Source organism: Jiangella muralis (assembly GCF_001270745.1).
GTDB lineage: Bacteria > Actinomycetota > Actinomycetes > Jiangellales > Jiangellaceae > Jiangella > Jiangella muralis.
This window is the reverse complement of sequence record NZ_KQ434751.1, coordinates 455,539-479,472: the sequence shown is the minus strand read 5'-3', so window position 1 is coordinate 479,472 and position 23,934 is coordinate 455,539. Positions and strand designations below refer to the sequence as shown.

At 72.5% G+C, this 23,934-nt stretch carries 22 protein-coding genes and 1 tRNA gene; 9 read left to right on the top strand and 14 right to left on the bottom strand.

Annotated features, from left to right (window positions below):
* Positions 1-15 precede the first annotated feature (15 nt).
* Entirely contained in the window at positions 16-1,686 is a 1,671-nt protein-coding gene (locus ACW62_RS02200; RefSeq protein WP_205629081.1) for an FAD-dependent oxidoreductase, read from the top strand.
* Positions 1,687-2,013: 327 nt separating this feature from the next.
* Here the strand turns inward: ACW62_RS02200 and ACW62_RS02195 are convergent, their stop codons facing one another.
* From ACW62_RS02195 to ACW62_RS02180, 4 genes are read right to left on the bottom strand one after another with little or no spacing between them, the layout of a single operon-like run.
* The gene (locus tag ACW62_RS02195; protein WP_053202418.1) at positions 2,014-2,634 is read right to left on the bottom strand and encodes a DJ-1/PfpI family protein; all 621 of its coding nucleotides are present in this window, start codon (positions 2,632-2,634) and stop codon (positions 2,014-2,016) included.
* Positions 2,635-2,653: 19 nt separating this feature from the next.
* Positions 2,654-3,604 carry a GlxA family transcriptional regulator gene (locus tag ACW62_RS02190; RefSeq protein WP_053202417.1) on the bottom strand — a complete coding sequence of 317 codons (951 nt, stop codon included), beginning with the start codon at positions 3,602-3,604 and terminating at the stop codon, positions 2,654-2,656.
* Between the two features lie 33 nt (positions 3,605-3,637).
* On the bottom strand, positions 3,638-5,404 hold the full coding sequence (locus ACW62_RS02185) for an ATP-binding cassette domain-containing protein (RefSeq protein WP_053202416.1): 1,767 nt from the start codon (positions 5,402-5,404) through the stop codon (positions 3,638-3,640).
* Entirely contained in the window at positions 5,401-7,062 is a 1,662-nt protein-coding gene (locus ACW62_RS02180; protein ID WP_169791965.1) for an ABC transporter ATP-binding protein, read from the bottom strand. The genes ACW62_RS02185 and ACW62_RS02180 overlap by 4 nt, the downstream gene beginning before the upstream one ends.
* A 292-nt stretch (positions 7,063-7,354) precedes the next feature.
* Between ACW62_RS02180 and ACW62_RS02175 the strand changes: the two genes are divergently transcribed.
* Complete coding sequence (locus tag ACW62_RS02175) at positions 7,355-8,377, top strand: DMT family transporter (protein WP_053202414.1); 1,023 nt, start codon at positions 7,355-7,357, stop codon at positions 8,375-8,377.
* A gap of 52 nt (positions 8,378-8,429) precedes the next feature.
* The gene (locus ACW62_RS02170; protein ID WP_053202413.1) at positions 8,430-9,011 is read left to right on the top strand and encodes a dihydrofolate reductase family protein; all 582 of its coding nucleotides are present in this window, start codon (positions 8,430-8,432) and stop codon (positions 9,009-9,011) included.
* 496 nt (positions 9,012-9,507) lie between these two features.
* On the opposite strand, the gene ACW62_RS02165 is transcribed toward ACW62_RS02170, so the two are convergent.
* Together ACW62_RS02165 and ACW62_RS02160 are read right to left on the bottom strand one after the other, a co-directional pair.
* Positions 9,508-9,592 (bottom strand) — tRNA-Leu (locus tag ACW62_RS02165).
* Between the two features lie 153 nt (positions 9,593-9,745).
* Entirely contained in the window at positions 9,746-10,321 is a 576-nt protein-coding gene (locus ACW62_RS02160; RefSeq protein ID WP_053202412.1) for an SH3 domain-containing protein, read from the bottom strand.
* A 542-nt stretch (positions 10,322-10,863) separates the two neighbouring features.
* Between ACW62_RS02160 and ACW62_RS02155 the strand changes: the two genes are divergently transcribed.
* Together ACW62_RS02155 and ACW62_RS02150 are read left to right on the top strand one after the other, a co-directional pair.
* The gene (locus ACW62_RS02155; RefSeq protein WP_053202411.1) at positions 10,864-11,205 is read left to right on the top strand and encodes an ArsR/SmtB family transcription factor; all 342 of its coding nucleotides are present in this window, start codon (positions 10,864-10,866) and stop codon (positions 11,203-11,205) included.
* Positions 11,202-11,675 (top strand): SRPBCC domain-containing protein, encoded by a 474-nt coding sequence (locus tag ACW62_RS02150; RefSeq protein WP_053202410.1) that lies wholly within the window; start codon positions 11,202-11,204, stop codon positions 11,673-11,675. The genes ACW62_RS02155 and ACW62_RS02150 overlap by 4 nt, the downstream gene beginning before the upstream one ends.
* A 5-nt stretch (positions 11,676-11,680) precedes the next feature.
* Here the strand turns inward: ACW62_RS02150 and ACW62_RS02145 are convergent, their stop codons facing one another.
* From ACW62_RS02145 to ACW62_RS02125, 5 genes are all read right to left on the bottom strand, one after another.
* A complete protein-coding gene (locus ACW62_RS02145; protein ID WP_083459117.1) occupies positions 11,681-12,874 on the bottom strand; it encodes an MFS transporter in 1,194 nt (397 codons plus the stop codon).
* An 11-nt stretch (positions 12,875-12,885) separates the two neighbouring features.
* Positions 12,886-14,286: an MFS transporter gene (locus tag ACW62_RS02140; protein ID WP_083459034.1), complete on the bottom strand. Its 1,401-nt coding sequence runs from the start codon at positions 14,284-14,286 to the stop codon at positions 12,886-12,888.
* 79 nt (positions 14,287-14,365) lie between these two features.
* Positions 14,366-15,586, bottom strand: a complete 1,221-nt coding sequence (locus tag ACW62_RS02135) for an RNA polymerase sigma factor (protein WP_053202409.1) — start codon at positions 15,584-15,586, stop codon at positions 14,366-14,368.
* Positions 15,583-15,918: a YciI family protein gene (locus ACW62_RS02130; protein ID WP_053202408.1), complete on the bottom strand. Its 336-nt coding sequence runs from the start codon at positions 15,916-15,918 to the stop codon at positions 15,583-15,585. The genes ACW62_RS02135 and ACW62_RS02130 overlap by 4 nt, the downstream gene beginning before the upstream one ends.
* 33 nt (positions 15,919-15,951) lie before the next feature.
* Positions 15,952-16,419, bottom strand: coding sequence for a nitroreductase family deazaflavin-dependent oxidoreductase (locus ACW62_RS02125; protein WP_053202407.1), 468 nt, complete (start codon positions 16,417-16,419; stop codon positions 15,952-15,954).
* Positions 16,420-16,517: 98 nt separating this feature from the next.
* Between ACW62_RS02125 and ACW62_RS02120 the strand changes: the two genes are divergently transcribed.
* From ACW62_RS02120 to ACW62_RS02105, 4 genes are read left to right on the top strand one after another with little or no spacing between them, the layout of a single operon-like run.
* On the top strand, positions 16,518-17,405 hold the full coding sequence (locus ACW62_RS02120) for an AAA family ATPase (RefSeq protein WP_053202406.1): 888 nt from the start codon (positions 16,518-16,520) through the stop codon (positions 17,403-17,405).
* A complete protein-coding gene (locus ACW62_RS02115) occupies positions 17,402-18,559 on the top strand; it encodes a vWA domain-containing protein (protein WP_053202405.1) in 1,158 nt (385 codons plus the stop codon). The genes ACW62_RS02120 and ACW62_RS02115 overlap by 4 nt, the downstream gene beginning before the upstream one ends.
* Positions 18,540-19,658 carry an XdhC family protein gene (locus ACW62_RS02110; protein ID WP_053202588.1) on the top strand — a complete coding sequence of 373 codons (1,119 nt, stop codon included), beginning with the start codon at positions 18,540-18,542 and terminating at the stop codon, positions 19,656-19,658. Before ACW62_RS02115 ends, ACW62_RS02110 begins: the two co-directional genes overlap by 20 nt.
* On the top strand, positions 19,648-20,226 hold the full coding sequence (locus ACW62_RS02105; protein WP_053202404.1) for a nucleotidyltransferase family protein: 579 nt from the start codon (positions 19,648-19,650) through the stop codon (positions 20,224-20,226). Before ACW62_RS02110 ends, ACW62_RS02105 begins: the two co-directional genes overlap by 11 nt.
* 28 nt (positions 20,227-20,254) lie before the next feature.
* Here the strand turns inward: ACW62_RS02105 and ACW62_RS02100 are convergent, their stop codons facing one another.
* From ACW62_RS02100 to ACW62_RS02090, 3 genes are all read right to left on the bottom strand, one after another.
* Positions 20,255-21,406 carry a hypothetical protein gene (locus tag ACW62_RS02100; RefSeq protein WP_053202403.1) on the bottom strand — a complete coding sequence of 384 codons (1,152 nt, stop codon included), beginning with the start codon at positions 21,404-21,406 and terminating at the stop codon, positions 20,255-20,257.
* Positions 21,407-21,448: 42 nt separating this feature from the next.
* Entirely contained in the window at positions 21,449-22,843 is a 1,395-nt protein-coding gene (locus tag ACW62_RS02095) for a YlbE family protein (protein ID WP_053202402.1), read from the bottom strand.
* Positions 22,840-23,934, bottom strand: a 1,095-nt coding sequence (locus tag ACW62_RS02090; protein ID WP_205629080.1) for a hypothetical protein, incomplete at its 5' end; no start/stop codon positions are given. The genes ACW62_RS02095 and ACW62_RS02090, both read right to left, overlap by 4 nt.

Genomic DNA, 23,934 nt, shown 5'->3' with positions numbered 1-23,934 from the left:
GGGCTGGAGATCACGGTGGGCGTTGCGGTGGGCACCTACCCGGAAACCCCGGACCTCTACGGCGCGTTCCCGCGGCTCACAGAGGAGCAGTTGCGGCGGCTGTCCAGCATCGGCGAGCGGCGGGCGATGACAACCGGCGATGTGCTGTTCCGCGAGGGGCAACCCGGCAACGACTTGTTGGTCATCGTTCGTGGCCGGGTCGCGGTGCTCGATGGCGACGACGACGAGCGGCGCATCGTCAGGGTGCACGGCCCCGGCCGGTTCCTCGGCGAGCTGAGCCTGCTGGCGGGCCAAGTGGCGTTCTTCACGGCGGTCGCCGTCGAGGACGGCGAATTGCTGGCGCTGTCGCGGGGCCGGCTGCGTGATGCGGTTGCCGCCGATCCCGTCTTCGGCGACCTCGTCCTACGGGCATACCTGCTGCGGCGTTCACTACCCGGTGAGCTGGCGAGCGTGCTGTGGATTATCGGGTCGCGATACTCGAGGGAGACGATGCGGCTGCTGGAATTCGTCTGTCGCAACCGCGTGCCACATCGGTTCGTCGACCTCGAGGAAGACATCGATGCCGAGGCATTGCTGCGTGAGCGGGGCGTGCCGCCCCAGGAGACGCCGGTCGTGATCTGGCGCGGCCAGACGTTGCTGCGCCGGCCAGCCGACAAGGAGGTTGCCGAGCTCATCGGACTGCGTCAGACCGGCCCGTCGACCATGACGACTGACGTGGTCATCGTCGGTGCCGGACCGGCCGGCCTGGCCGCCGCCGTCTATGCGGCGTCGGAAGGTCTGGACACCCACGTCGTCGAGAGTTCCGCCACCGGTGGCCAAGCGGGGACGTCGTCGTACATCGAAAACTATGTGGGCTTCCCGGCGGGCATCTCCGGTGCAGAACTGGCCGAGCGCGCGCGCCTGCAGGCGGACAGGTTCGGTGCCCGGATCAGCGTGTCCGCCAGTGCGATCGCGCTGGAGCGGCGCGGCGGCTGCTACGTCGTCCGACTCGACGACGGGACAGCGGTCGTCGCGCGCGCGGTGGTCGTAGCGAGCGGCGTCCAGTACCGACGGCTGCCCGTGCCCCGTGTCGATGAGTTCGAGCCGATCTGTGTGCACTATGCGGCCACGCCGCTCGAGGCGGCCAGGTGCGCCGGCGAGCCGGTGATCGTGGTAGGCGGCGGCAACTCCGCCGGCCAGGCCGCGACGTTCCTCGCCCGGGTGGTCCCGGAGGTGCACCTGGTGGTCCGGGAGCCGTCACTGCACGAGAGCATGTCGCGTTACCTGGTGGAGCGGGTGCTGGCGGACACGAACATCGATGTCCTGCTCGGCTGTGAGGTGATCGAGCTGATCGGCGACCGGACTCTCGAGGAGGTCGTCGTCCGCGACCGCGAAACGCGAGAGCGGCGAGTTGTGAAGGCGACCTCGATGTTCGTGTTCATCGGGGCCGAGCCTTGCACCACCTGGCTGGCCGAGGCCGTCGACCGCGACGACGACGGGTACGTCAGGGTCGGCGAACGAGCAGTGAACCGCGACGGCGACGCATGGCGCTACGTCAACCGGGCGCCGCTGCCGCTGGAGACCAGCCTGCCCGGCGTGTTCGCAGCCGGCGACGTCCGCAGCGGGTCGGTGAAGAGGATCGCCGCAGCCGTCGGCGACGGCGCGATGGCGATCCGCTTCGTGCACACTCACCTCGCTCGCACCTGAGCGTCCGACCGCGTACGGGGACTTCGGTCACGGTCAGAGAACCGCTCCGAGATCGGCAGACGTCCACAGCGAGGGGAGACGACCACCATGGACTGTTGCGAGGACTGCTGGGACACCGGTTGCTGCTGATGCCCACCTGGAACGGCGGCGTCGTGACGAAATCGACGCACCTCCGGTACCGGGGCACAGCGTGCACGAGGCACATTGCCTGGCCGGCTCGCGGTCGTCATCCGGCGGCGCGTAGCTGAAGCGCCTCACGACGACGACCCCAACTCACTGGGGTCGACATCACGGCGGCAACTCCCACCGGCGCTTTGGAACGAGTTCTCAGGAGACGAGTGGTTCGTCGGCCATGAAGGGCGGGGCCGGTTCGTACTGGATCTTGCGGCGGACGAATCGGGAGTGGGCCCGGCCGTGGAGCCGGCCGATGAGCCAGAGTGCCATGTCGATCCCGGCTGAGACGCCTTGGCTGGTGACCAGGTTGCCGTCGACGACGTAGCGAGCGTCGCGGACGATGGTGATGTCGCCGCGGGCCTCGAGCTCGTCCTCGAGTTCCCAGTCGGTGGCGACGCGGCGACCTCGGGCGGGGCCGGCGGCGTGGAGGAGCTCGGCGCCTGTGCACACGCTGGCGAGCCAGTCCACGCGGGCGGTCATCCGCTGGATCCATTCGAGCACGGCTGGGTTGGTCATCTCGTGCCGGGTGCCGGTGCCGCCGGGGACGAGGAGGACGTCCAAGGGTGGGTGGTCGTCGAGAGTGTGGTCGGGCACGACTCGCAGCGGCCCCTTGTTGCAGCGGACGGGATCGGGCCGCTCGGCGATCGTCACCACCGTGTCGACGCCGGCTCCGTCGCGGGCCCGCACCGCCGCGGATGAGGCGAAGACCTGCCAGGGGCCGACGAAGTCCAGTGCTTCTACCTTGTCGAAGATCAGTAGTCCGTAGGTGGTCATGGTGTTCTCCCGTCAGAGCTCATGCGTTCGCGGTGCGGAATCGGGCCCGGTAGTCCGAGGGCGCGATGCCGACGATCCGGTGGAACGTCCGGCGCAGCGTCTCCGCGGTTCCGAATCCGTAGCGGCGGGCGATCGCCTCGACGGGGTCGTCGCGTTCGGACAGGTCCCGCTGGGCGGCCTCGATGCGGACCCGCTCGACGTAGGCCGAGGGCGGCTGGCCGATCTCGTTGGTGAACCGTCGCTGCAGGTGTCGTGGGCTGAGGCCGGCCACCTCCGCTAGGTCGGAGATGCCGTGCTGACCACCGGGGTCGGCGTGGATGGCGTCGACGACCCGGCGCAGCACGTCGCTCTCCGGCGGTGTGGCCCACAGCGGGACGCTGAACTGCGACTGGCTACCGGGGCGACGGAGGAAGAGGTTCAGTTCCCGGGCGACGTTGAGGGCGGCCTGTGGTCCGAGGTCTTCCTCGACGAGCGCGAGTGCCAGGTCCATGCCAGCCGTGATGCCGGCGGAGGTCCAGAACGGTCCGTCCTGGATGAAGATCGGGTCGGCGTCGACGTGAACCTCCGGGTACTCCCGCGCCAACCGGTCCGCGGCTCTCCAGTGCGTCGTCACCCGGCGATCGCGCAGCAGGCCCGCCTCCGCGAGCAGGAACGTGCCGCTGCACACCGACGTCACCCGCCGGGCCGAGGTGGCCGCGGCGGCGATCCAGTCGATGATCCGGCGGTTGGACCTCGCCGCGAACACGCCGTCGCCGCCCACGGCGACCAGCGTCTCGGTTCGGCGTGGATCGGCGGTTCCCACCGAGAGGTCCGGGTTGACCGACAGGCCCTTGCTCGACCGGACGTGACCGGCCTTCGGCCCGACGACCGTGAGGTCGTATCCGGCCTCGCCGAACACCTCGAACGGACCGGCGAGGTCGAGTGACTCGTAGCCGTCGAAGATGACGAAGGTGACCGTCCCGGGCTTCATACGATCAGTCTGCCCACTGACGACCGATGGCGTCTACGACATACTGCCCACAGATTGCGACATCGTGCGGCGACACCGGCCGGTACGGTCCGGCGCATCGATCCGGACGGGGACCCGGCCCTGGTCGAGGCGGATGACCTGGTCGGCCCGCGCGATGGTGGCCGGCCGGTTCGAGACGACCAGCAGCGTGCGGTCGGCGTCGGCGAGCAGCCGGTCCCACAGCCGGCGCTCGGTTTCGACGTCGAGCGCGCTCGACACGTCATCCAGGACCAGCAGATCGGTGCGACGCACCAGCGCCCGTGCAATCGCGGCGCGCTGCACCTGCCCGCCGGACAGCCGGACGCCCCGCGCGCCGACCTGCGTGTCGATCCCGGACGGCATCGTCACCACATCCCGATCGAGGACGGCGGCGTGCACCGCAGATCGCAGGGCTGACGCATCCTCGTGCCCGAGCAGGAGGTTCTCCCGAAGCGACTCACTGAACAGTCCCGGCACCTGCGGCACGTACGCCGATCGCGGCGGTACCAGGAACGCCGCCCGGTCCCGGACGACGTCGCCGTTCCAGTAGACGGCTCCGCCCTCGGCCGGAAGGAGCCCGAGCACCGCCCGCAGCAGCGTCGTCTTGCCCGCACCCGCCGGACCGGTGACGACCGTGAACCTGCCGCGCTCCAAGGTGAAGCTCACGGTGAAGACGCCACGGCCGGACGCGGCGTGCGTGGCCGTGAGAGCGCACACGGTGAGCCGCTCCAGCGCGGCGTGGCCGTCTGAGGCGGTCGGTCCGGGCGGCTGCTCAGGAGCGTCGAGCGGGCGATGGGCGACGAGTGCTTCCGGCTCTCCCGCGGGAAGGAGCGCCGCCATCCGGTCGATCGCGACGCCGGCCTGACCATGCCGGGTCAGCATCTGCCCGATGTAGTACGGCACCCAGACGAGGATGCTGGTGTAGTTGACGAACAGGGCGAGGTCGCCGACGGTGAAGCTGCCGCCGTGCAAGGCGGGAGCGGCCAGCAGCAGGACCACGCCGACGCTCAGGTCCACGGTCGCGCGGTTGAACTTCCACAGCAGCTGCGTGACCAGGTGATCCTTCAGCCCGGTGCGGCGGCGGCGCTCGTTCAAGCCCGCCAGGTGCTGGACGAGGTGGTTGCCCGCGTTGGCGGACTTCACCGCCAGCACCGAGCCGAACATCTCCGCGATCAGGCCCGTCACCGCCGCCGAGGACTGCCGATAGGCGGCCCGGTACGTGCGGATCCGCGTACTGGCCAACCGGGTGACGACGACGACCGCGACAAGTGGCAGGACGACCGCCACCGCGACGACCGGCTCCACGGACAGCATGATCACCATCGACCCGGCCAGCAGGACGACCTTCCCGGCCGCAAGGGTCACGGACTGGAGGAAGGCGAGGAAGTCCTCGACGTCGTCGCGGAACCGGCTCACCGCCTCGCCGGAGGATGTCGCCGACGTACCGGCGTCGGGCCCGCCGCTTCGCAGCAGGGCGCGCAGCAGGTTGAGCCGCATGAGGCCGCGCATGTGCTGCCAGCACTTGTCGCCCACCACGCCGCTCCAGATCATGGTGAGCCTGGCGGCTTCCGCCGCAGCCAGCACGGCGAGGAGCTCGTAGGCGCCGAACTCGGCCGGAGCGGAGCCGGCGAGCGCATCGAACAGCTGCTGCAGCAACCAGCCGATGACGAGCATCGAGCCGTTCCAGGCGACCAGCCGCGCGAACTCCAACGAGAACAGGCCGATCCGGTAGCGGGAGATCCGCCCGGCCGCACGCCACGGCGACAACCGCTGGTCACTCATCGCGGCGCACCCGTCGATGCCGTCGCGATCAGGCCGGCGAACCGCGACTCGGTGTCGTCGACCAGAGCCTGTCGAGCAGCGTGCTCCACGACGCGGCCGCGGTCGAGCAGCAGGATCTCGTCCGCCCGGTCGAGGGTGCCGAGGCGATGCGCGATCAGGATCGCCGTCCGACCGGTCAGCAGCCTGTCCACCGCCCGCTCGATCCGTTCCTCGCTGTGCGGGTCCAGCCGCGACGTCGCCTCGTCCAGGACCACGAGCCCAGGATCGCGTAGGAACACCCTGGCGAACGCGACCAGCTGTGCCTCTCCCGCCGACGGGCCTTCGCCGCCGGGGCCGAGCATGCTGTCCAGTCCATCCGGCAGCGCCGCGTACCAGGGTCCGAGGCCCAGGTCCGCCAGCAAGCCGACCAGCTCGCGCTCGTCGTGCTCGTAGGCCCCGAACAGGGTGAGGTTGTCCCGCACGGTCGCCTCCAAGAGCTGAACGTTCTGTGTCACGATGGCGACCCGGCGGCGCAGGTCGCCCAGCGGTACGTCACGTACGTCGGCGCCGCCGATACGCACGGTGCCGTCGGTCGGGTCGAGCAACCGCAGCAACAGCCGGGACAGCGTGGTCTTGCCGCTCCCGGTGGGTCCGACGACGCCGAGGACGCTGCCGGGTCGCAGGTCGAGGTCGACCCCGTGCAGGATCTTCGCGCCGTTCGGGTAGGCGAAGCTGACACCGTCGAGTTCGACGCCCAGCGGCCCAGGCGGCAGCGAACGGCGGCCGGTGTCGCGAATCGTCGGCCGTTCGTCGAGCAGTTCCTGGACACGAGCGAAACCCGCGATCGCCTCCTGTGCGACCTGTTGCTGCTCGGCGATCAGGTCGAGCGGCTCACGCAGCAGGCTGGTGTATCGGAACAACAGGTAGACCGTGCCCAGGCTGATGACGCCGGTCTCGAAGAGGACCGCCCCGGCCAACAGGCTCAGCACGCCGCCCGCGGCGAAGACGGCGCCCGTGATGGCCCACGTCGTGCGCATCGCTCGTGACGCCCGGACCGAGGTATGGATGAACGACGCCAGGGTCCGCTGGAACTTCCGCACCGCGTGGGCGCCGCCGCCGTTCGCGCGCAGGTCGTCGGCGCTGTTGAGACGCTCCTCGATCTCGCCGAACAAGCGTGCCGAGGCGGCTCGGCGTTCGATCGCGCGTGGCACCGCGACGTTGCGCAACCGGAAGATCGTGACCGCGCCCACGAGGGCGAAGCCGACCATGCCCAGACCGATCCGCCAGTCCTCGAGCAGGACCACCACAAGAACTCCGAGCAGTGTCAGCGTGCCGCCCACGACCTGGATGACGAACGACGAGACGAACGACGACAACGCCGTGACGTCGCCGTCGGTCCGCTCGATCAGCTCGCCGGGCGAGTGCCCGTCGTGGAACGACAGGTCGAGCTCGAGCGTGTGGCGTGCGACCTGTTCGCGAAGGTCGTTGGTGGCACCCCAGACCAGCTGAGCGCTGGCGTAGGACACGGCGACGGCGAGTGCCTGTTGGATCAGCGAGACCGCGAGATAGCCGCCGGCGATGGACGCCAGTACGGACAACGGCCGGCCGAGCACCGCGTGATCGATGAACCTGCGAAGCAGTTGCGGACCCGCCAGCGGGACGAGCGAGCTAGCGATCACCAGGAGCCCGAGACCGGCGAGCCGGGCTGACCGGCCATGCGCCAGCACCGCGACGAGACGCTGACGAGACGGAACCGGCCTGTCGTCGAGAGCCGTGCCTGCCGGGGTCATGGCATCCAACATGCCTCGGTTCCTGCGTGTCGTCTACGACATGCAGCCCACATATCGCGCCATCGCCCGGGGTGAATCCCGGCGATGGCGCGATACGTGGGGGAGTCGTCGTAGACGCCATCGAGAAGGCCCAGCAGGCTGAAGGTGTCGGACCGATCCCGCGAACGTGTGAGGAGACACCATGGACGCCCAGAGGCGCCTCGCGGCCGTGCCCGGAGACCAGCCGGCCGGCCGCAGTCTCGGCGGCGCGAGCGGTCGCTTGATCCTGGTCGCCGCCGCGGTGGGCTGGGGCCTGGCGACGACAGGCACGAAGTATGCACTCAACGGCTTCGACCCGATGACGATGCTGACGATCAAGCTGCTCGCGGCCTCCATGGTTCTCTGGGCGATGGTGCTGGTCCGAGGCGGCCTGTCGAGCACCGGCGTGTGGCGAGCGGCGACACTCGGACTGTTCGAGCCGGCGCTGGCCTATGGCGGCCTCACGGTGGGGCTGCTGTTCACGTCGGCGTCGAACGCCTCGGTCATCTCGGTGACCGAGTCGTGCTTCGTCCTCACGCTCGCCTGGATCGTCCTCGGCGAACGGCTCCAGGCCAGGGGGCTGCTCGGAGTCGCCGTCGCGGTCTGCGGCGTGCTGGCGCTGGGCAGGTTCGACGTCGCGGACGGCTTCAACCTCGGCGACGTCCTCATCCTCGCCTCGTCGGCGTCGGCGGCCGTGTACGTCGTCCTGGCGGCGCGGACGGTCAGGGTGCAGGACCCGTTGATGATGACGACCGTCCAGTTCAGCTTCGCCGGCATGCTCACCCTCGCCGTCACGGCGAGCATGTGGGCAACAGGTCGCGCACGGGTTCCGGACGCGGTTCCCCTTCGCTACTGGGCGGTCGCGGTAATCGTCGGCGGCGTCTTCTACGCGGGCAGCTTCGTCCTCTACAACCACGCGATCCGGAGTGTGGCCGCAAGCCTCGCCGGCGCCATCCTGAACCTCGTTCCCGTGGTCGGCGTGCTCAGCGCGTTCCTGCTGCTGTCGGAAGACCTCACGGCATGGCACCTCCTCGGGACGCTCCTGGTCACCGTCGGCGTGCTTCTCGTGCCGACGAGCGTCACCGGTGGGCCACCTCCGAGTGCGCCCGCCCACGATCCACCTCGACGACGTCGGCCCCGAGTCGCCGCCCAACCACCGCCACGACTCACTGCTCATCGGCAGTGACCACCACAACTGCCGGCCACGACCCGGCTGGCACCAACGAAAGGAGTAAACGGTGGGAATCGTGAAGGCCGACATCACCGTCTCTGCCGACGGCTACCTCTCCGGACCCGACCAGAGCCTGGAGGACCCGTTCGGCCGAGGCGGCTTGCGCCTCTTCGAGTGGGAGGACGACCAAGCGAACTCGCCGGGATTCCAGGAGGGACCGACCGGCGCGTTCGTCATGGGCCGCAACATGTTCGGCCCGGTTCGCGGCCAGTGGGACCTGTCCTGGACTGGTTGGGACGACGAGCCGCCCTACCACGCGCCGGTGTACGTGCTCACCCACCATCCGCGTGACCCTGTGACGATGAAGGGCGGGACCACCTTCCACTTCGTCACCGCCGGCATCGAGTCGGCCCTGGAACGGGCCCGCGAGGCCGCCGGGGACCTGGACGTTCAGATCGCCGGCGGCGCGAACACCCTGCGGCAGTACCTGGCCGCGGGCCTGCTCGACGAGCTGGTGCTGCACCTCGCACCGTTCACCCTCGGCGACGGTGAACGGCTCCTGGACGGCCTCGGGGCGCTCACCTTCGACCAGGTCGAGTCGAGCTCGAGTCCCGCGGTCACCCACCTCAAATACCGCGTCAGGCGCTGACGATCCCCGCGGGCGGTGCGCACCGAGACCGCCGTGAACTCCGCGGACGACAGCACTCGGCCCGCTTCACCGGTACAGACGTGTGGCCTCGGCCGATGGACGAGATCGTCCTCGGCCGAGGCTCACTGCCCATCGCGGCAGCGAGCGGGCCAGACGAGGCAGATGCAGCGCGGATCGAGGCTCTGCGGGGGAAGCACGCCGCTCTCGAACGCAAGATCGCCAATCTCGTGTCGGCAGTCGAGGGGCGGGTGACGCGCCAGAGATCCCGATCTCGGAGCTGTCCGCCCGCTCGCTCGAACGGGATCGCCTGAAGAGCGAGAACACCAGGTCGCCGCGCGGCAATCGACTACGTGGGCGGCCTGGCGTCGGCTCTTGCCGACGCGACGGATGACGAGAAGGGCGAGCTCTACGAGGAGTTGGGTCTGGATCTGACCTACGAACCCCTGGCACATCAGCTCCGAGCGGAGCTGGTGCCAGGGGTGAGGCTAAGTGGGCGTGTCCGAGGGGGGACTTGAACCCCCACCCCCTTGACGGGGACTAGCACCTCAAGCTAGCGCGTCTGCCTATTCCGCCACCCGGACTTTGCGGCGCCTTCGTGCAGCGCCAGCGGCTGCGTAACCATACCAAACTCGCGGGGTCCTCTGTCCAACCAGGGACCGGACGACGCGCGGGTGAAAGTCGACGGCGCCGCCCCGGTTGTGTGAGGGCGGCGCCGTCGACTTCCTTGGGAGGGCTCAGCAGTACGGCGGGGCCGCGCCGACGTTCGTCACGTAGCGGGCCGACACCCACTGGCCGCCGCCGTCACCCGTCAGCTGGTACCAGCGCCGGTTGCCGTCGACGTTCTGCGCGTCGACCTTGCAGACGATGGACATCTGCGCGCCGCGCGGGATCGAGCTGACCTTCGCGTTGGCCGTCGAGGGCCCGCTGCGCACCGCCAGGGCCGTGGACGAGGCCACCCGGCCGGTGTACTCCTTGCCGTCGCCGCAGAAGCGCGGCGCCGCCCCGATGTTGGCGACGTAGCGGGCGCTCACCCAGCGGCCGTTCGCCACCTTGTACCAGAGGCTGTTGCCGCTGACCGCCGGGCCGTACACCTTGCACTGGATGGTGATGGTCGCGCCCTTCGCGTACGACCCCACCTTGGTCGACGCCGACGTCGGGGCGCTGCGCGCGTTCACGCCCTCGGTGATGCGGCCCTTGTAGGTGGTCGTCGCCGCGTCCGCGGCCGTGCTGGTCGCGAGCAGGCCGAGCGGAACGATCGTGGCCGTGGCGAGCGCGATCGCGGTGCGCCGGAGCCGTTGCCGGATGATCATGATGGACCTCCTGACTGCCGTCCCGGACGGTGCGACCGGGTATCGGCTCTCTCACCATCAATCACTCCTCAGCGTGCCCGCGGGTTGCATGGGTCGGGGGAGTTTCTCGCCGAATCGGCCGCAGTATCGGCGCAGGTCAGCGGACGGACCGTTACTTAGTGCGACAAGACGGTCACGCTGGGCTACCATGGATTCAACGGGGGCCGCTCCGCCTCTTGCCCCCCAACTGGCGGAGCGGCCTTCTCGTGCGCCCGGGGGTGCCGGCCTCCATGGGCCTGGCACGGGACGGATCGGCGGCGGCGTGACCGTGGTGACCGGCGCCGCACAGGCGGTCACAAAGTGCTGCCAACGATCGCTGAGCCCGCAGCCGCCCAACGTCGGGAGCATCGTCACGGTCACGGACCCCGCATGGATCAACTACCCGCCGCCGATCCGGCCCGTGCACGTAAGACGTGCGAGGGTGCGATCCGGTTCACACGATCACTTGACTTTTCTTGGCCGATTTCATACTTTCCTGTGTAGTTAATTAACTGGAGGGGAAAATGACGGTCGAGGCCGAGGCGCTCACGGCGACGTTCACCGCTCTGGCCGACCCGACGCGGCGCGCCATCCTGGCCCGGCTGACCCGCGGCGAGGCCACCGTCGGCCAGCTGGCCGAGCCGTTCGACGTCTCGCTGCCGGCCATCTCGAAGCACGTGAAGGTGCTGCAGAGGGCCGGGCTGATCGAGCAGACCCGGCGGGCGCAGTGGCGGTCCTGCCGGCTGCGCGCGGAACCGCTGCGCGACATCGTCACCTGGATGGGGCAGTACCGCGAGTTCCTGGGCGACAGCTTCGACCGGCTGGACCAGTACCTCACCGACCTGCAGAAGGGAGAACGGCCATGACCCGACGCGAGCTGGGCGACGCGGCCACCACCGTCGTCGCCGAGGGATCGGACCTGCTCATCGAGCGGGTGTTCGCCGCGCCACGCGAGCTGGTGTGGACCGCCATGACGACGGCGGAGCACCTGGCCCGCTGGATCGGCCCGCACGGCACCACCACCGAGGTGGCCGAGCTGGACCTGCGCCCCGGCGGCCGCTGGAAGTGGATCAACGGCGCCGTCGCCTTCGTCGGGGAGTACCTCGAGGTCGACCCGCCGAAGCGGCTGGTCCGCACGACCGCGCCGGAGCAGGGGCCACCCGGCCCGCCCGCCATCGAGACCATCACGTTCGAGGAGGTCGACGGTGGCACCCGGGTGCACTGGCTGACCACGTTCCCGTCGCCGGACGTACTCGACTTCGCCGTGTTCACGGGCATGGCCAAGGGCATCGTCGAGCAGTACGAGCGCCTGGCCGGGCTGCTGGCCCAGGGCTGACGAGCTCAGCGACGGCGCAGCGCGCGGGGGAGTGCGACGGCGACGGCGACGGTGGCCAGGGTGCCGCCCGCGCCCGCGATGAGGAACGTGACCGGCGCCGACGTCGCGTCCAGCAGCAGGCCGCCGGCCACGTACGACAGGCCGGCGGCCAGCCCGATCGCCCCGTAGAGGTTGCCGAACACCCGCCCGAGCAGCGCGTCCGGCACCAGCCGTGGCAGCAGGGTGTTCGTGGCGACGTCCATGGCGGCGATGCCGAGGCCGCGCACGGCCTGCAGCGCGAACGCCGCCCCGACCGCCCACGCCAGCCCGGTGAACAGGTTCCCGACGCTGCTGACGGCGAACCCGGCGATCAGCAGCCACGGCAGCGACGCCCGTGACGACCAGCGCGCCAGCAGCGCGTACCCGGCGAACAGCCCGAGCCCGACGGCGGCCAGCAGCACGGCGGCGGCGGAGGAGCCGGCGTCGAAGGTGTCCTTGGCCAGCACGATCAGCGCGACGTCGTCGATGCCGTTGAACGCGACGACGGCGCAGAAGCCGAGGCCGATGATCCGCAGCGCCGGCTCGCGCCACAGGTACCCGAGTCCCGCGCGGGCGTCGTCGAGCAGTCCGCCCCGCGCCGCGGCCGGCCCCGACGGCGGCAGCGCGGGCAGCCGGAGCAGCAGCAGCGCCGACAGCAGGAACGTCGCCGCGTCCACCAGCAGCACACCGCGCACCCCGACCAGCGGGAACAGCGCCGCCGCGACCAGCGGCCCGGCCGCCTCGCCGCCGTTGGTCGCCAGCCCGAGCGCCGAGTTCGCCGCGGCCTGCTCGCGCGGCGGCACCAGCGTGGCCACCGCGGCCCGCGACGCCGGCAGGAACACCTGCCCGGCCACCGCCCGGACTCCGGCCAGGACCAGCAGCAGCGGCAGCGGCGGCAGCGCCACCGCGATCGCGACGAGCAGCCCGGCCTGCGCCAGCTCGCAGCCGATCATCACCCGGCGCCGGTCCCACCGGTCGGCGACCGCGCCGGCCAGCGGGCTGAACAGCGCCGGCGCGAGGTCGCCGACGAGCAGCAGCAGCGCGACCGCGAGCGCCTGGCCGGCGGTGTCGGCCACGTGCAGCATCAGCGCGACCAGGCTGAGCGAGTCGCCGAGGAAGGAGATGGTCCGCGCCGCGAACAAGGACCGGAACGCGGGGTCGCGGCGTAACGGGCCGGCCACGAGGATGAGCGTCAGGCATCGGGCGCCGCGGCGCAACCGGATTTGCGGCCGAACCCGGCGGCCGCGGTGATCACCCCGAGCACGGCCAGGACGGCGACGAACCCGAACGCCGCGCGGAACCCGTCCAGCCCGGACCCGGACACCAGCACCGCCGCCACGACGGCGACCCCGGCGGCGCCGCCCAGCTCGCGCGCCGTCTCGACCAGCCCGGACGCCAGCCCTGCGGCCGGCTGCGACACCCCGGTCAGCGCCCCGATCTGCACCGCCGGCCCGCACAACCCGAACCCGACGCCTGCCAGCAGGAAGGCGGGCAGCAGGTCCGTCGCGTAAGCGGCGTCCGCGGGGACCCGGGCCAGCCACAACGCCCCGACGGTGAGCAGCGTCAGGCCGATGACCAGCGACGTCCGCACGCCGGCCCGGGTGACCAGCCGTCCGCCGGCCATCGCGACGACGACGATGGTCACCGTCGTGGCCAGCCAGGCCAGCCCCGTCGTGACCGGGGAGTAGCCGAGGACCTGCTGCATCAGCAGCGAGCCGACGAAGATGAAGGCCATGAGCGCGCCGAAGGCCAGGAAGCCGGTGACGTTGGCGGCGACCAGCGGCCGGTTGCGCAGCATCGAGAGCGGCAGCAGCGGGTCGGCGCTGCGGCGCTCGATCCGCACGAAGACCGCCAGCAGCGCGGCGGCGGCCGCGAACAGCGCCAGCGTCGTCCCGGCCAGCCAGCCGTGGCCGGTGGCGTGGTGCAGGGTGTAGGCGAGCAGCAGCAGGGCGGCCGTCGCCGTGATCGCGCCGGCGACGTCGAACCGGCCGGTGCGCTCCTCGGGCCGATCGGCCACGAGGAACACCGTCGCCAGCGCGATGAGCAGCAGACCGACCGGGACGTTGATCAGAAACGCCCAGCGCCAGCCGGGGCCGCCGGTCAGCAGGCCGCTCAGCACCACGCCGGCCGCCCCGGCCGCACCGTCGACGGCGCCGACCACGGCGAGCGCGCGATGCCGGTCGCGGCCCTCGGGGAACGTGACGGCCAGCAGCGAGAGGGCGGCCGGCACGAGGAGCGCGGCGCCGAACCCCTGCGCGCCGCGGGCCGCGATCAGCAGGCCGGGGCCATGGGCGGCGCCGGCGGCCAGCGACGCGACGGTGAACACGGCCAGTCCGGCGACGAGGACGCGCCGGCGTCCCAGCCGGTCGGCCAGCCGGCCGCCGAGCAGCAGGAATCCGCCGAGTAGCAGGCCATAGGCGACGACCACCCACTGCAGGGCGGCGTAGCCGCCGCCGATGTCGCGCTGGATGGACGGCAGCGCCACGTTCACGATCGCGGTGTCCAGGCCCACCATCGCCGTGGTGGCGCAGGTGAGCGTCAGCACCAGCCGCGGCCGGGTGGCGGCCGGGGAGAGCGTTGTGGTGTGCGACATCGTCGGTCCTTCGTCAGGGGAGTCGGTCGCCCCACCGACGAAGGAACCGGCCGCGGATCGACATCCGGGCCGAAAAACTTCAGAGCGCGTTCAACCGGCCGGTCAGGTACCGGCGGTCGGGCTCCGACGGCGCCAGCCGCAGCGCCTCCTCGTACGCGGCCCGCGCCTCGGCGGTGTGGCCGTCACGGCGCAGCAGGTCGGCACGGGTCGCGGGCAGCAGGTGGTACCCGTCCAGCCGGCCGGACGCCGTCAGCTCGTCGACCAGCGCGAGACCGGCCGGGATGCCGTCGGCCATCGCGACCGCCACGGCCCGGTTCAGCTCCACCACCGGCGACGGCGCCAGCCGGGCCAGCTCGGCGTAGAGGGCGGCGATCTGCGGCCAGTCGGTGCCCTCTGGGCCGGGCGCGGTCGCATGGCAGGCGGCGATGGCGGCCTGCACCTGGTACGGCCCGCCGCGGCGCAGCGCCAGCGCGTCGTCGAGGACGGCGACCCCCTCGTCGATCAGCGCGCGGTCCCACCGGGACCGGTCCTGCCGCTCCAGCGGGACGAGGACGCCGTCGTCGACGCGGGTCGCCCGGCGGGCCTCGTGCAGCAGCATGAGCGCGAGCAGCCCGCGCGGCTCCGGCTCGTCGGGCAAGAGCCGGGCCAGCACGCGGGCGAGGTGGATCGCCTCCGCGGTCAGCGCACGGCTGGCGTCGTGCTCGCCGTAGCCCTCGTTGAAGATCAGGTAGAGCACGGCCAGCACCGACGCCAGCCGCTCGGGCAGCAGCTCGGCCGGCGGGACGCGGTACGGGATGCCGGCGTCGGCGATCTTGCGCTTGGCCCGGACGATCCGCTGCGCCATCGTGGTCTCGGCGGTGAGGAACGCCCGGGCGATCTCGGCGGTGCTCAGCCCGGCCAGCGTCCGCAGCGTCAGCGCGACCCTGGCCTCGAACGGCAGCGCCGGGTGGCAGCAGGTGAAGATCAGCCGCAGCCGTTCGTCCGGGATCTCCTCGGCGGCCGACTCGTCCGGCTCCCGCGCCAGCACGGCCAGCTGGCGCAGCTTGGCCCGTCCGGCGGCGTCGCGGCGCAGCCGGTCGGTCGCGCGCCGCCGGGCCGTCGTGGTGAGCCAGGCTCCCGGCCGGTCCGGGACGCCGTCGCGCCGCCACGCCGTCAGCGCCGTCGCGAACGCCTCCTGCGCGCAGTCCTCGGCGAGGTCCCAGTCGCGGGTCAGCCCGATCAGCACCGCGACGACCTGGCCCCACTCGTCCCGGTAGGCCGCGTCGACCGCGGCCCGCACCGTGGCGGCGTCCGCCGTCATTCCCAGACCGGGCGGATCTCGACGCCGCCCCACCGGGCATACGAGTGGCCGGCCGCGATGGCGATGGCCTCGTCGAGGTCGGCACACTCGATGAGCACGACGCCGCCGACGAAGTCCTTGGTCTCGGCGAACGGTCCGTCCGACACCAGCGTCTCGCCGTCGCGGACCCGCACCGTCGTGGCGGACGCGACCGGCCGCAGCCGCACGCCGAGCCGTTCGGCGCCACGGCGCTTCAGGTCGGCCTCCCACGCCTGGTGCACCGGGTCGGCGTCCATCTCCTCGTTGCTCGGCGACCGCGTCTCGTCGTCGCTGATCAGCAGCACGTATTTCATGGCCCCGAGTCTGACACCGCCCGGGCCGTACTGTCAGCGCTCGCTGAGCCGGACGACCGGGTACTGGCGGTCGCTCTTCTTCTGGTACTTCGCGGTCCGCGGGTTGGCGGCGACGATCTGCTGCCACGCCTCGTCGCGGTCGGCCCCGTCCAGCGTGTGCGGGGTGACCGGGAGCTTCTCCGCACCGGGCAGTTCGACCGCGGCGCGGTCCGGGTGCGCCGTCAGGTTGAGGTACCAGTTCGGGTCGCCGCTGCCGCCGCCGGACGCGACGACCAGCCGCCCGCCGTGGTCGTCGGCGTACCAGGCGATGGGCGTCTCGAACGGCTGCCCGGACCGGCGCCCGGCGGTGTGCAGGATGAGCATGTCCATGCCCATCATCCGGGCCGTGCCCTTCCGGCGGATCTTGCCGACCGTCTTCGTGTTCATCCGTCGCTGGAACCACAGCGACAACCGGCCGGGGGCGCCCTTCTTGCGGGTCTGGTCAGAGGTCTCGTTGTCCATGGTGAGACGCTAGAAGCGAGCGTGGTCCGGCCGCTTCTCGATTCCTGACCGATCCGGCCCGGCAGCGCGCGGTGGCCGCGTCGGCGTAGCGTTGGGTCATGGCGGACATCGACAGCGCCGCGACCACGCCCGGCGAACTGGCCGGGCGGCTCGACGCCGCGGGGTATCTGGCTGACGAAGGGCTGGCGACGGCGGCGTTCCTGGCCCTGCGCATGGGCCGGCCGTTGTTCCTCGAGGGCGAGGCCGGCGTCGGCAAGACGTCGCTCGCGCAGGCGCTGGCCGGGGTGCTCGACGCGCCGCTGATCCGGCTGCAGTGCTACGAGGGCGTCGACGCCGCCCAGGCGCTGTACGACTGGGACTTCCCGCGCCAGCTGCTGCACCTGCGCGCCGCCGAGGCGGCCGGCGTCACCGACGTCGACCGGCTGGAGCACGAGCTGTACGACCGCCGCTTCCTGCTGGCCCGGCCGCTGCTGCGGGCGCTGGAGACGACGCCGTCGGTGCTGCTGGTCGATGAGATCGACCGCGCCGACGACGAGTTCGAGGCGTTCCTGCTGGAGGTGCTGTCCGACTTCACCATCTCCATCCCGGAACTGGGCACCGTCCGCGCCGAGACGCCGCCGGTCGTCGTCGTCACCAGCAACCGCACCCGCGAGGTGCACGACGCGCTGAAGCGGCGCTGCCTCTACCACTGGCTCGCGCACCCGACGTTCGAGCGCGAGGTCGCGGTCATCCGCCGGCACCTCCCGGACGTCAGCGCGCGGCTGGCCGACGACGTCGCCCGCGCGGTGCAGCGGCTGCGCGCCGCCGGCCTGCTGAAACCGCCCGGGCTGGCCGAGTCGATCGACTGGGTGACGGCGCTGACGGCGCTCGGCGCCACCGAGCTGTCGGCCGACCTCGCGGCCCGGACGCTGGGCGCGGTGCTCAAGTACCAGGAGGACACCGAGCGCATCATGGGCGAGGTCGCGGAACTGGCCGGCCGGCCATGAGCATCGCCGTCGACGCCGAGGTGGTCGGGTTCGCCCGGCGGCTGGCCGCGGCCGGTGTCGACGTCGCGCCGACGCGGGTGCACGCCATGCTCGAGGCGCTGGACGTGCTCGGCGCCGGTTCGCTGCGGTCGGTGTACTGGGCCGGCCGGGTGACCCTGTGCGCGTCGCCGGAGGACGTCGAACGGTACGACCGGGTGTTCGCGGCGCACTTCGGCCGCCGCCCGGACCGCCCGCCGCAGCGGGTCACCGTCCCGCCGGTCACTCGGATGATCGCGCTGCCCGACGACTCCGGCGACGGCGCGCGCGACGGTGCCGACGACGATCGCGACCAGGAGCGGCAGCGCATCGCCACCGCCAGCCGGGTCGAGGTACTCCGACACCGCGACGTGTCCACGCTGAGCCGGGCCGACCGCGCCGAGGTCGACCGCTACGTCAGCACCCTGCTCCCGGCCGCGCCCGACCGCGCCACCCGCCGGCTGCGCCCGTCGCCGTCCGGCCCGGTCGACGCCCGCCGCACCGTGCGGAGCATGTTGCGCCACGGGGGGGAGCCGGTCGACCTGCGGCGGCACCGGCACGGACGGCGGCAGCGGCGGCTGGTCTTCCTCGTCGACGTCAGCGGGTCGATGGCGCCGTACGCCGAGACGCTGCTGCGCTTCGCCCACGCCGCCTGCCGCGTGCGCCCCGGCACCGAGGTGTTCACCGTCGGCACCCGGCTCACCCGCGTGACCCGTGAGCTGCGGCGACGCGACCCGGCCGCGGCGCTGGCGGCGGCGTCGGTGGCCATCGACGACTGGAGCGGCGGCACCCGGCTGGGCGACGAGCTGAAGGAGTTCCTGGACCGGTGGGGGCAGCGTGGCACCGCTCGCGGCGCCGTCGTCGTCATCGGCAGCGACGGCTGGGAACGCGGCGACCCGGCGCTGCTGGCGGCCCAGATGGCCCGGCTGTCGCGGCTGGCCCGGCGCATCGTGTGGGTCAACCCGCACCGGGGATATCAAGGATACAGTCCTAGTACCGGCGGGATGCGCGCGGCGCTTCCGTACGTCGACCGGCTCGTCGCCGGCCATTCGCTGGGCGCGATGGAGGAGTTGGCCGGGCTGCTAGCCGGACGTGAACCGGCGCGGAGGGGTGGTGCGCGTGCGCGAAGTGATGCGTGAGCTGGTGACGGCGGCCGGCGACGGCGAGCGGGCCGGGCTGGTGACCGTCGTCAGCACGTTCCAGTCCGCACCGCGCCAGCCCGGCGCGTCGATGGCCGTCACGCAGGCCGGCGAGGCGGTCGGCAGTGTCTCCGGCGGCTGCATCGAGGGCGCCGTGTATGAGCTGGCGCAGGAGGTCATGGCCGGCCGGCCGCCGGTCCTGCAGCGCTACGGCGTCAGCGACGACGACGCGTTCGCGGTCGGGCTGACCTGCGGCGGGATCATCGACGTGTTCGTCGAGGCGGTGGACCGGTCGACGTTCCCGGCACTGGCCGACGTCGCGGCGAGCATCGACGACGCCGAGCCGGTCGCCGTCGCCACCGTCGTCGCCGGGCCGGGGGAGACCGGCGCGCACCTCGTCGTCTGGCCGGACCGCGTCGCGGGGTCGCTGGGCGGGCAGCGGCTCGACGACGCCGTCGCCGACGACGCCCGCGGCATGCTCGACCAGGGCCAGACCGGCATCCGCCGCTACGGCGCCTCGGGGGAGCGCCGGCTCGACGACCTGCAGGTGTTCGTCCAGTCGTTCGCGCCGCGGCCGCGCATGCTGGTGTTCGGCGCCATCGACTTCGCCGCCGCGCTGGTCCGGGTCGGCCGGTTCCTCGGCTACCACGTCACGGTGTGCGACGCGCGGCCGGTGTTCGCGACGCCGCGACGCTTCCCGGACGCCGACGAGGTCGTGGTCAAGTGGCCGCACGACTACCTCGCATCGACGACCGTCGATGCCCGCACCGTCATCTGCGTGCTCACCCACGACCCCAAGTTCGACGTGCCGCTGCTGGCCGCCGCGGTCCGCACGCCGGCCGCGTACATCGGGGTCATGGGGTCGCGGCGCACCCACGACGACCGGCTGGCCCGGCTGCGTGCGGAGGGGCTGTCCGAGGACGAGCTGGGCCGGCTGGCGTCGCCGCTGGGCCTGGACATTGGCGCCCGCACGCCGGAGGAAACCGCCGTGTCGATCGCCGCGGAGATCATCGCGGCACGCTGGGGCGGTTCCGGCCGGCGGCTGCGTGACACCGCCGGGCCGATCCACCGCGAACCGCTGGGCGCCGATGCCGTCTGACGTCGCCGGGCTGGTCCTCGCCGCCGGGTCGGGCTCCCGGTACGGCGGGCCGAAGGCGCTGGTCGAGTACGAGGGATCGCGGCTGGTCGACCGCGCGGTGTCGCTGCTCAGGGGCGGCGGGTGCGCGCCGGTGGTCGTGGTCTCCGGCGCGGTGCCGCTGACGGTGCCGGGCGCGGTGGTCGTCCACAACCCCGACTGGGCCACCGGCATGGGGTCGTCGCTGCGGGCCGGGCTGCGCGCGCTGAGCTGGGCGCCGACCGATGCCGTGGTGGTCGCGCTGGTCGACCAGCCGTGGGTCGGCGTCGAGGCGGTGACGCGGCTGCGGACGGCGTGGGCGGCGGGTGACGTGCCGGTGGCGGTGGCGACCTACGACGGCCGCCGCGGCAACCCCGTCCTGCTGGCCCGGCCGGTCTGGCCGGAGGTCGCGGCGCTCGCCGACGGCGACGTCGGGGCCCGCCCGTTCATGCAGGCGCACCCCGACCTCGTCACGCTCGTCGACTGCACCGGCACCGGCTCGCCCGCCGACGTCGACACCCCCGCCGACCTCGATCAGCCGGCTCGGTCCTGACCCCGGAGGGCGGCCGCCACCCCTGACGTCAAGCGGCGGGCCACTGCAGCGTGGGGAAGGTGGTGGCCGTCTTCGCGCGCTTGCCGTACCAGCCGTTCTTGCTCGGCACCCAGTCGAGGATCGACGCCGGTTCGCCGAGGCCGCCGAGTTCGGCGGCGGTGCGGGCACCGTGTTCGATGAGCCTTTCGACCAAGCCGCCGAGCTCGCCGGACGCGGTTCGATCGGTGAACTCGGCCACCCGGATCGGTGGCCCGAACTCGCGAGTCTCGGTCAGCCGCACCCCCGGCACCCTGCTCAGGTCAGCTGGCGAGATCCAGAGCTGCGGCGCCTCGCCGGTGCCCGAGACGTCGATCGCGATCGAGTCGGTGGGCGCGACGAGGCACGGCAGCGGATCCTGGACGTTCCAGACGGCATACGAGAGCACGGCATCGAGATCGGCGTTGTAGGCGGCCAACGGCCGCGCGACGGTGGCCGGCCCATCGCGATAGCTGTACTGATCGGCGAGCGCGTCCTGCATCATCGGACCGTAGGTGTTCTCCAGTTGCGTCAGCCTGGCCCGCTCGTAGAGCTTGCGCGACTCCGCGTCGGCCGCCGGAACCCACGCCTCGAGACGGGCCGAGCCGGCATCGTCGGCCGGCACGACCCGGTAGAGAAGCGGGCTGAGCCCAGGTGGCAGCGCTGCCGCGTACTCGATCACCGCGTAGCTCCACGCGACCCACAGCTCGGGCTCCTCCGACCCGACGAGCGCGATGTCTCGCGACGTGGGCGCGAAGACGAGCAGTTCGCCGTCGACCTTCGCTCGATGGGGCTCGAAGACCTCGGGAACCGCCAGCAGGCCCGAGAGTCGCGACCCCGTCACCTGGACGCCGCGGGCGAAACGGCGGTGCTGCTCGAACCCGATCTCGAGCCCCAGGGTGTTGTCGCGGGCGCGTTCCAGGATCTGGTCGAACGTCTGGCCGAGCACGGTGCCGCCGCCTGCGAACCGCGAGGGCTTCACCGGACGGCCGGGCAGCATGATCCTGGTCGTCAGCAGTGGCGCCGGCGCCGGCGGCATGGGGATGCCGTCTCGCGTTCGGTCCTCGCGCATGGTCGTGGTCGCGCCGACCCCGAGAAAGAGTCCGCCGAGCGACTCTTCCTCCTCTGGGTCGAAGGTGAGCTGCCCAGACGCGGCGTCCGCCACAGTGCCTCCCGATCGGTCGACCGACCATGCTACCGAGCGGCGTCAGAGCGGGGGAGCGGCGGCCGCCAGCGCGGCCAGCGCCGCGGTGAAGCAGTCCATCGGCGGCTGGACGAGGCCGGCGCCGACCTGGCCGGTGCCGGCGACCCGGCCGGCGATGCCGGTGTTGATCTGCGGCAGCACCCCCGTGCGGGTCACCAGCGTGACGTCGATGCCGGTGGGTGCGCCGCGGAACTCCAGGATCGGGATCGCGTACGCCGGGTTCTCGCCGAGCGTGATCTCGTACATCAGCCGGCTGGTCGCCAGCGCGTCCGGCACCGAGCCGCCGACGAAGCGGACGATCGCCGGCGCGGCGGCCATCGCGAACCCGCCGAGCCCCATCGTCTCGGTGATCGCGGAGTCGCCGATGTCGGGGTTCGCGTCGTCCGGGCCGTACGCGCCGAGGTAGAGCCCGGACGGCGTGTTGGCCGGCGCGGTGAACCACCGCGACCCCGTCCCGGACACCTGGATGCCGAAGTCGGTGCCGTTGCGGGCCATGGTGGTGACGACGGTGCAGCCCGGGAGGTCCGCGGCGGCCGCCGTCTGCAGCTTCCCGGCCGGCATGACGAGGTTGAGGAAGAAGTGGTCGTTCCCGCCGATGAACGCCGCCACGTCCGCGACGTCCGTCGCCGGCGCCCCGCCGGCGGCCAGCGCGGGCAGCAGGTCGCGCAGCAGCATGAGCGTGCCGGCGCGGTTGCGGTTGTGCCCCTCGTCGCCCATCTGGACCATCTGCGCGACGATCGCCTTGACGTCCACCGGCCCGCCCCGCCGCACAGCGGCCTGCAGCAACGGACCCAGCACCGACGACATCCACCGCAGCCGCTCGATGACCTCCGGCCCGTACGCGCCGTAGCGCAGCACCGTCCCGAGCCCCTCGTTCAGCGAGCACCACGCCGTCCGCTCGCCGTCGCGCAGCTCGAACAGCCACATCGACGGCGACACGACCCCCGCCATCGGGCCGACGCCGCCGTGGTCGTGACACGGCGACCACTCGACGCCGGAGCCCGCGGCCAGCAGGGTCTCGGCCGCGGACGGCGTCGCCGCCAGGCCCTCGACCAGCATCGCGCCGATCAGCGCGCCGCGCAGCGGCCCGGACGCCCGCTCCCACGTGATCGGCGGCCCGGCGTGCAGGAACTGGCCCGGCCGCAGCCCGAGCACCTCGCTGGCCGGGCGGACGTCGACGAGGTCGGCGCCCGCGGCCAGCATGCGCGACACCGCCGACGCGTTGGCGCCGGGACGCCGCGGGTCGGCCAGCAGGCGGGCGAGGTCGTGCTCCGTCCCGGCGACCGGCGGCCGCCAGGCGACCGTCGTCACCGGCACCGCCTGGGCGGCCAGCGCGGCCGCGAACAGGTCGACGCCGGCGCTGACGACGCGCGGCTCGTCGCGCAGCAGATCGTTCACTCCGCACCCCCGCTGACCAGCGTGATCGCCGCCCGGGCCGCTGCCGCATTCGACAGGTGCACCGACGCGCCCGCGTCGCGCAGCGTCCGCGCCTGCTCCTCCAGCCCCTGCGGGTCGTCGGCGGTCCCGACCAGCGCCACGACGACGGCGAGGTCGCGGCCACGCCCCCCGGCGAGGTTGCGGGCCCGGACGATCGCCGGCGCCAGCTCCGCGGCCGGGTCCGGGTGCGCGCCGTGGCCCAGCACGACGTCGAGCAGGACGACACCGCAGGACGGGTCGCGCGCCTCGGCCAGCAGCCGCTCGATCCGCAGCGAGTTGTCGATCATCGGGTGCGGCCGGCCGAGCGTGAACGTGTCGTCGCCGAAGTCGACGAACGTGTGCCCGCCGGGGGCGAGCGCCGCGTCGGCCAGCAGCCGCGCCTCCTCGCACAGCGTGCCGCCGGCGTACAGGCCGCGGATGTGCGGCCCGGTCGCGGTGGCCGTGGACGGCCACGAGCGCGGCGGCAGCCACTGCGCCCCGGCCGTGGTCACGACGGTCTCGGCGACGGCGGTGAGGTCGGGCCGCCCGGGCCCGAGCAGCGCGAGCACGACCGGTTTGCCGAGCTTCTCGGCCCGCTCGCGGACGGCGTCGGCGACCTCCGCCGCGGGCGGCTTGCTGACCACGACGACCACCTCGGTCGCGTCGTCGCCGGCCAGCAGGTCCAGCGCCGCGAGCGTCGACGCGCCGCCGACCTCGGCGGACAGGTCGCGCCCGCCGACGCCCAGGCAGTGGCTGATGCCGACGCCGGCGCCGTCGAGCAGGCTGAGCAGCTGCTGCGCGCCGGTGCCGGACGCCGCCACGATGCCGACCGGCCCCGGCCGCACCACGTTGGCGAACCCGAAGCCGACGCCGCCGACCACCGCCGTCCCGCAGTCCGGGCCCATGACCAGCAGGCCGAGCTCGCGCGCCGCCCGCTTGAGCAGCACCTCCTGCTCCACCGGCACGTTGTCGGAGAACACGACGACGTGCAGGCCGTGCTGCAGCGCGTCCATCGCGTCGGCGAACGCGTACGGGCCGGGCGTCGAGACGAACGCGATGGTGCCGCCGTCGCG